The organism is Pseudomonas paraversuta, from assembly GCF_904063065.1.
GTDB classification, from domain to species: domain Bacteria; phylum Pseudomonadota; class Gammaproteobacteria; order Pseudomonadales; family Pseudomonadaceae; genus Aquipseudomonas; species Aquipseudomonas paraversuta.
Genome location: NZ_CAJFCL010000008.1, coordinates 317,589 through 323,588 on the forward strand (window position 1 = coordinate 317,589; position 6,000 = coordinate 323,588).

Consider the following 6,000-nt stretch of genomic DNA (forward strand, 5'->3'; position numbering starts at 1 on the left):
GAGGTCTTGAAACATTTCTGAAACATTCGCCCGGTCCAGGCACCTGTGGGCGCCGGCTTGCCAGCGATGGCAGCACCTCGGTCTTGCGGATAAACCGAGCTGAATCTATCGCTGGCAACCCGGCCCGTGCCGGGTCAGAGGCTGCTGTACAGCGGGAATGTTCCCAGCAACAGGGCCGCCACCATGATGCACAGGCACACCAGTACCGCCCATTTGAGGGTGAAGCGCTGGTGGTCACCGAATTCGATGCCGGCCAGGGCTACCAGCAAGTAGGTGGAGGGCACCAACGGGCTGAGCAAGTGAACCGGCTGGCCCACGATCGAGGCGCGGGCCATTTCGGCGGCCGTAATCCCGTAGTGGCTGGCGGCTTCGGCCAGTACCGGCAACACGCCGTAGTAGAACGCATCGTTGGACATGAAGAAGGTGAACGGCATGCTCACCAGTGCGGTAATCACCGCCAGATAAGGCCCGAGTGCCGGCGGGATCACGGCCAGCAGGCTTTTGGACATGGCGTCGACCATGCCGGTGCCCGACAGGATGCCGGTGAAAATGCCCGCGGCAAAAATCAGCCCGACCACTGCCAGTACGCTGCCGGCATGGGCTGCGACGCGATCCTTTTGCTGTTGCAGGCAAGGGTAATTGACGATCATCGCGATACTGAACGCGACCATGAACAGCACGGGCAAAGGCAGCAGGCCGGCGATCAGGGTGACCATCAGCAGCAGGGTCAAGGCACCGTTGAACCAGATCAGTTTTGGCCGGCGGGCGTCCGGGAACTGCGAGACGCTGATTTCGCTGTGATCAATTTCGTCGCCCTGCAGGTGCAACTCGCCCAGGCGTGCGCGCTCACGCAGGCCGTAGAACCAGGCAATTGCGAGGATGGCCACGCAGCCTGCCAGCATCGCTGGAATCATCGGCACGAAGATGTCCGAAGGGTCGACATGCAAGGCGCTGGCGGCGCGGGCGGTCGGGCCGCCCCAAGGCGTCATGTTCATCACGCCCCCGGCCAGAATGATCAAGCCGGCCATGATTCGCGGGCTCATGCCAATCCGGCTGTAGAGCGGCAGCATGGCGGCCACGCAAATCATGTAGGTGGTCGCGCCGTCGCCGTCGAGTGAGACCACCAGCGCCAGTACCGCGGTGCCCACCGCGATCTTCAGCGGGTCGCCTTTAACCAGCTTGAGGATCTTGCGTACGGCGGGGTCAAACAGCCCGGAGTCAATCATCAGGGCAAAGTAGAGGATGGCAAACATCAGCATCACCCCGGTGGGGGCGAGTTTGGTGATGCCTTCGAGCATCATCGGGCCGATCTTGGGTGCGAAGCCACCAAATACTGCGAACAGGATGGGTACCAGGATCAGGGCAATCAGCGCCGACAGGCGCTTGGTCATGATCAGGTACATGAACGTAATGACCATGGCAAAGCCAAGGAAGGTCAGCATAAAAGTCACCGTTGTTATTGTTGTTTATTGGGCGCTGGCAGCGATGGGGGTGCTGTCAGGCCGGCCGGTCTGTTGCCGGAGGTGACGGGATGCTAGAGGGGAATTCTTTCAGCCAGCTGTCGCCGGTGAATATTCTGACGCGGGGACCTGATCCTGCAGGAGCGAGCTTGCTCCTGCAGGTATAGGGGGGGCAGGTATTAATCCAGCTTGAGGACTTTGGCCAGGACGATTTTTGGGCCTTTCATCTTTTTGATGATGATGCGCAGGCCTTCAACTTCCAGCTTCTCTTCTTCTTCCGGCACCCGCTTGAGGGTGTCGTAGATCAGGCCGGCAATGGTCTCGGCTTCGATGTGGTCAAGGTCGACACCCAGCAGGCGCTCGATTTTGAACAGTGGCGTGTCGCCGCGCACCAGCAGTTTGCCGGGCTGGTACGACAGAATGCCGCGCTCGGCCTTGCGGTGTTCGTCCTGGATGTCGCCCACCAGTACTTCCAGCACGTCTTCCATGGTCAGGTAGCCAACCACCTTGCCGTCTGCTTCTTCCACCAGGGCAAAGTGCGCGCCGCCCTTGCGGAACCGCTCCAGCAGCTGCGACAGCGGCATGTGGCGCGATACACGCTCCAGCGGCCGGGTCAGCTCTTCCAGGTTGAAGGTCTCGGGCAAGTGCTCAAGGTCGGCCAGTTCCAGCAGCAGGTCCTTGATGTGCAGCAGGCCCAGGAAGGTGTTGCTCTCGGCGTCGTAGACCGGATAGCGGCTGAACTTGTGGCGACGGAACAGCGCCAGGATTTCTTTCAGCGGCGCCTTGGAGTCCAGGGTGACCAGGTCTTCGCGGGAATTGGCCCAGTCGACCACTTCCAGTTCGCCCATTTCCACTGCCGAGGCCAAAACACGCATGCCCTGGTCGCTCGGGTCCTGACCGCGGCTGGAGTGCAGGATCAGCTTCAGTTCTTCACGGCTGTAAGCGTGATCGTGATGGGCGCCGGGTTCACCCTGGCCGGCAATCCGCAAAATGGCGTTGGCGCTGGCGTTGAGCAGGTAAATCGCCGGGTACATGGCCCAGTAGAACAGGTACAGCGGCACGGCTGTCCACAGCGACAGGGTCTCGGGTTTACGGATGGCCCAGGATTTGGGCGCCAGTTCACCGACCACGATGTGCAGGTAAGAAATGATGAAGAAGGCGGCAAAGAACGACACGCCCTTGATCACTTCGGGCGACTCGACGCCCATGGCGCCCAGTACAGGCTCCAGAATATGGGCGAACGCCGGTTCGCCGACCCAGCCCAGGCCCAGCGACGCCAGGGTGATACCCAGCTGGCAGGCAGAAAGGTAAGCATCGAGCTGGTTGTGTACGGTGCGCAGGATCTGTCCGCGCCAGCCGTTCACGTCCGCGATGGCCTCGACCCGGGTCGAGCGCAGTTTGACCATGGCAAATTCCGCCGCAACGAAGAAACCGTTGAGCAAAACCAGGACCAGTGCAAAAAGAATCATGCCGAAGTCGGCGAAGAGTGTGGCGAGGGTCAAGCCAGGGGAAGGGTCCATGATGGAGTTTTAATGGTTCCGTTGTTTCAAAAAATGGGGAGGTTCGAGTCTGCTACGCAGACTGACGCCGAGCAATGTAGCGGCTGAGGCGGCCCTTGCCTAGTGGGTAAAGGCCATGGGGGCTAGTCGGTCAGTGGCGGGAGGCCGGGTTTTGTCACCTGCGCCGGGGCGAAATGGCAGGTAAAAGTGCTGCCATGTCCCAGCACGCTGTTGATTTCCAGGCTTGCTCGATGGCGCAGCAGTACATGCTTGACGATGGCCAGGCCGAGCCCGGTACCGCCGGTGCTGGCGTTGCGGCTGGAGTCGACACGGTAGAAACGTTCGGTCAGGCGCGGCAGGTGTTTATTGTCGATGCCCACGCCCGAGTCCTGCACGCTAAGGTGCGCCCCCGCGGCGTTGGCCCACCAGCGGATTTTCACACTGCCGCCATCGGGGGTGTATTTGACCGCGTTGAATATCAGATTGGAAAAAGCACTGCGCAATTCGGCTTCGCTGCCTTTGAGCGTCACATCGGCCTCGATCTCCAGACTGATGGTCTGGTTGCGTTGCCCGGACAATGCCTGGGCATCCCCCTTGATCGAGCGCAACAGGGTATCGATGGCCACCGGCTGGTTGTCCGAGGGGTAATCCGTGGCTTCCAGCTTGGCCAGCAGCAGCAGGTCATTGAGCAGGGTCTGCATGCGCTCGCCCTGTTGCTGCATTTGCGAAAGCGGACGTTTCCAGCGCGGGTTCACGTCATCGACATTATCGAGCAGGGTTTCCAGGTAACCGCAGATCACCGTCAACGGGGTGCGCAGTTCGTGGGAGACGTTGGCGATGAAGTCTTTGCGCATTTGTTCGAGCTGGTGCAGGCGGGTGACGTCGCGCACCAGCATCAGGTGTTCGTTGTTGCCGTAGCGGGTGATGTAGAGCTGGATGCGCAGGTGATCATTGATCGGTGAGGGGATATCCAGCGGCTCGGCATAGCTGCCCTGCTCGAAGTACTCCTTGAAACGCGGGTGGCGCACCAGGTTGCTGACCGGCTGGCCGCTGTCCTGGGGCGTTTTAAGGCCCAGCAAGGTCTCTGCGGCGCGGTTCCACCACTCGAGGTTGCCGTCGCTGTCGAGCATGATCACAGCGTCCTTGAGGGCTGCCGTAGACTCCTGCACGCGATCGATGACCGCTTGCAGGCGCCCGCGTGCCCTTTGATCACGGCGTTGCAGGTGGTAAATGCTGTCAAACACATCGCCCCACAGGCCATAGCCGTCGGGGGGCGCTTCATCGGGTTTGTGCTGGCGCAGCCATTTATGCAGGCGCAGCAACTGCTTGAGGGTCCAGCCCAGATAGAACGCCAGGCCGATTGCCATGCTCCAGCCGTAATAACCACTGATCAGCCCGACCAGCAAGCAGCCGGCGACCAGAAGCAGCAAATGACGAATCAGAGTGCCATGCCAATTTTGATTCAAGATCACAAGTCCAGTTGTGAGCTGCAAGCCTCAAGTTACAAGCGTCAAGCCAGGAGCCAGACAGCTCCGGACCTTCAGGTTGCAGTTGATGACGTGCTGCTGCTTTTAAGCTTTGGTCGAAAACCGGTAGCCGGTGCCGCGCACGGTTTGTACCAGATTTTCGTAAGCCTCGCCGAGGGCTTTGCGCAGCCGGCGGATGTGAACGTCCACGGTGCGCTCTTCCACGTACACGTTGCCGCCCCACACCTGATCGAGCAGTTGGCCGCGGGTGTAGGCACGTTCCTGATGGGTCATGAAGAACTGCAGCAGGCGATATTCGGTAGGGCCCATCTCGGCAGGGGTGCCGTCGATGGTGACGCGGTGGCTGATGGGGTCGAGCAGCAAACCGCCAATCTCAATGGGTGACTCACTGTCGGCAGGTCCGGCACGGCGCAGCACGGCTTTGAGGCGGGCCACCAGTTCACGGGGCGAGAACGGTTTGGTGATGTAGTCGTCAGCCCCGACTTCCAGGCCCTGAATCTTGTTGTCCTCTTCACCTTTGGCGGTGAGCATGATGATCGGGATGTCGCTGGTCAGCTCTTCGCGCTTGAGGCGGCGGGCCAGTTCAATGCCGGAAGTGCCGCCGGGCAGCATCCAGTCCAGCAGGATCAGGTCCGGTTTGCGGTCAACGATGATGGCATGGGCATCCTGGGCATTATCGGCTTCAAGGCAGTCGTAGCCTGCCATTTCCAAGGCTACTGCAATCATTTCGCGGATCGGTGCCTCGTCATCAACAATCAAAATGCTCCTGCCAGCCATGCCGTAATCCTCGTGTCATTTAACTGTCTTGTGGCGCATTAGATAACGGAATTATTGCAGTCGTGTGACAGTCCTGGGTGTTGCCCACGGGATGCAGGTTACTGAACTACGCTTTGAGTTCAAATCGTACAACCACAAAAGGACGATTCCGATGATTCGCAGCTCTTTTTCCCTGAAAGCTTTAGTGGTCGCTGCTGCATTGGCCCTGCCGGGCCTGGCGTTCGCGGCTGATCCGGCAATGGCCAAAGACGGCATGCTGGTCGACCACAAAGGCATGACGCTCTACACCTTCGCCAAGGATGCGGACGGCAAATCGATGTGCAACGACAAATGCGCTACCAACTGGCCGCCACTGATGGTCGAGGGCAACCATAACAACATGGGCAAGTGGACCATGGTCAAGCGTGATGACGGCACCCAGCAATGGGCCTATGACGGCAAGCCGCTGTACACCTTTGTCATGGACAAGCAAGCCGGTGACAAGACTGGCGACGGCAAAATGGACGGTGCGTGGAAAGTGGCCAAGCCCTGACCCGCATACCCCTCTGCTCCTGCAGGTTGTTTCCAGCCATAAAAAAACCTCGCCTCCTTTGCATGAGGCGAGGTTTTTTATGGCGCTGTCTTATGCCGCTGTGGGCGGTTTCGGACGGCGTACATCAGGTTGTTTCCAGGACTCGGCCGAGGCTTCGTCGATGGCTTGCTGAATCGCCTTTTTGCGGTGTTCTTCGGCGCGGCGGCTGAAGAACCACACCAGGAAGGTCACCAGCGACACCGCCA

The 6,000-nt window shown here is 59.9% G+C and carries 5 protein-coding genes and 1 pseudogene; 1 reads left to right on the plus strand and 5 read right to left on the minus strand.

The genetic code is table 11. The annotated features are described in order from the left end of the window. Nucleotides 1-134: 134 nt before the first annotated feature. The 4 genes from JQ845_RS18105 to phoB all read right to left on the minus strand — a co-directional run bounded on the left by JQ845_RS18105 (nt 135) and on the right by phoB (nt 5,223). Nucleotides 135-1,442: a CitMHS family transporter gene (locus tag JQ845_RS18105; protein WP_003437544.1), complete on the minus strand. Its 1,308-nt coding sequence runs from the start codon at nt 1,440-1,442 to the stop codon at nt 135-137. Between the two features lie 197 nt (nt 1,443-1,639). Further along, entirely contained in the window at nt 1,640-2,980 is a 1,341-nt protein-coding gene (locus JQ845_RS18110; protein ID WP_003437542.1) for a hemolysin family protein, read from the minus strand. A 122-nt stretch (nt 2,981-3,102) separates the two neighbouring features. Further along, nucleotides 3,103-4,431 carry a phosphate regulon sensor histidine kinase PhoR gene (gene phoR, locus JQ845_RS18115; RefSeq protein WP_203009317.1) on the minus strand — a complete coding sequence of 443 codons (1,329 nt, stop codon included), beginning with the start codon at nt 4,429-4,431 and terminating at the stop codon, nt 3,103-3,105. 99 nt (nt 4,432-4,530) lie between these two features. After that, nucleotides 4,531-5,223, minus strand: a complete 693-nt coding sequence (gene phoB, locus JQ845_RS18120; RefSeq protein ID WP_003437538.1) for a phosphate regulon transcriptional regulator PhoB — start codon at nt 5,221-5,223, stop codon at nt 4,531-4,533. Between the two features lie 151 nt (nt 5,224-5,374). Here phoB and JQ845_RS18125 point away from each other — a divergent pair, with 151 nt between their 5' ends. Continuing rightward, the gene (locus tag JQ845_RS18125) at nt 5,375-5,755 is read left to right on the plus strand and encodes a COG4315 family predicted lipoprotein (RefSeq protein ID WP_003437533.1); all 381 of its coding nucleotides are present in this window, start codon (nt 5,375-5,377) and stop codon (nt 5,753-5,755) included. A gap of 90 nt (nt 5,756-5,845) precedes the next feature. Here JQ845_RS18125 and JQ845_RS18130 read toward each other — a convergent pair. Continuing rightward, nucleotides 5,846-6,000: pseudogene (locus JQ845_RS18130) on the minus strand (putrescine ABC transporter permease PotI); the annotation flags it as partial.

What these genes read in the sequence shown, in the direction of transcription:
- JQ845_RS18105 (WP_003437544.1), bottom strand. Translation starts at nt 1,442, where the DNA reads ATGCTGACCTTCCTTGGCTTTGCCATGGTCATTACGTTCATGTACCTG.
- JQ845_RS18110 (WP_003437542.1), bottom strand. Translation starts at nt 2,980, where the DNA reads ATGGACCCTTCCCCTGGCTTGACCCTCGCCACACTCTTCGCCGACTTC.
- phoB (WP_003437538.1), bottom strand. Translation starts at nt 5,223, where the DNA reads ATGGCTGGCAGGAGCATTTTGATTGTTGATGACGAGGCACCGATCCGC.
- JQ845_RS18125 (WP_003437533.1), top strand. Translation starts at nt 5,375, where the DNA reads ATGATTCGCAGCTCTTTTTCCCTGAAAGCTTTAGTGGTCGCTGCTGCA.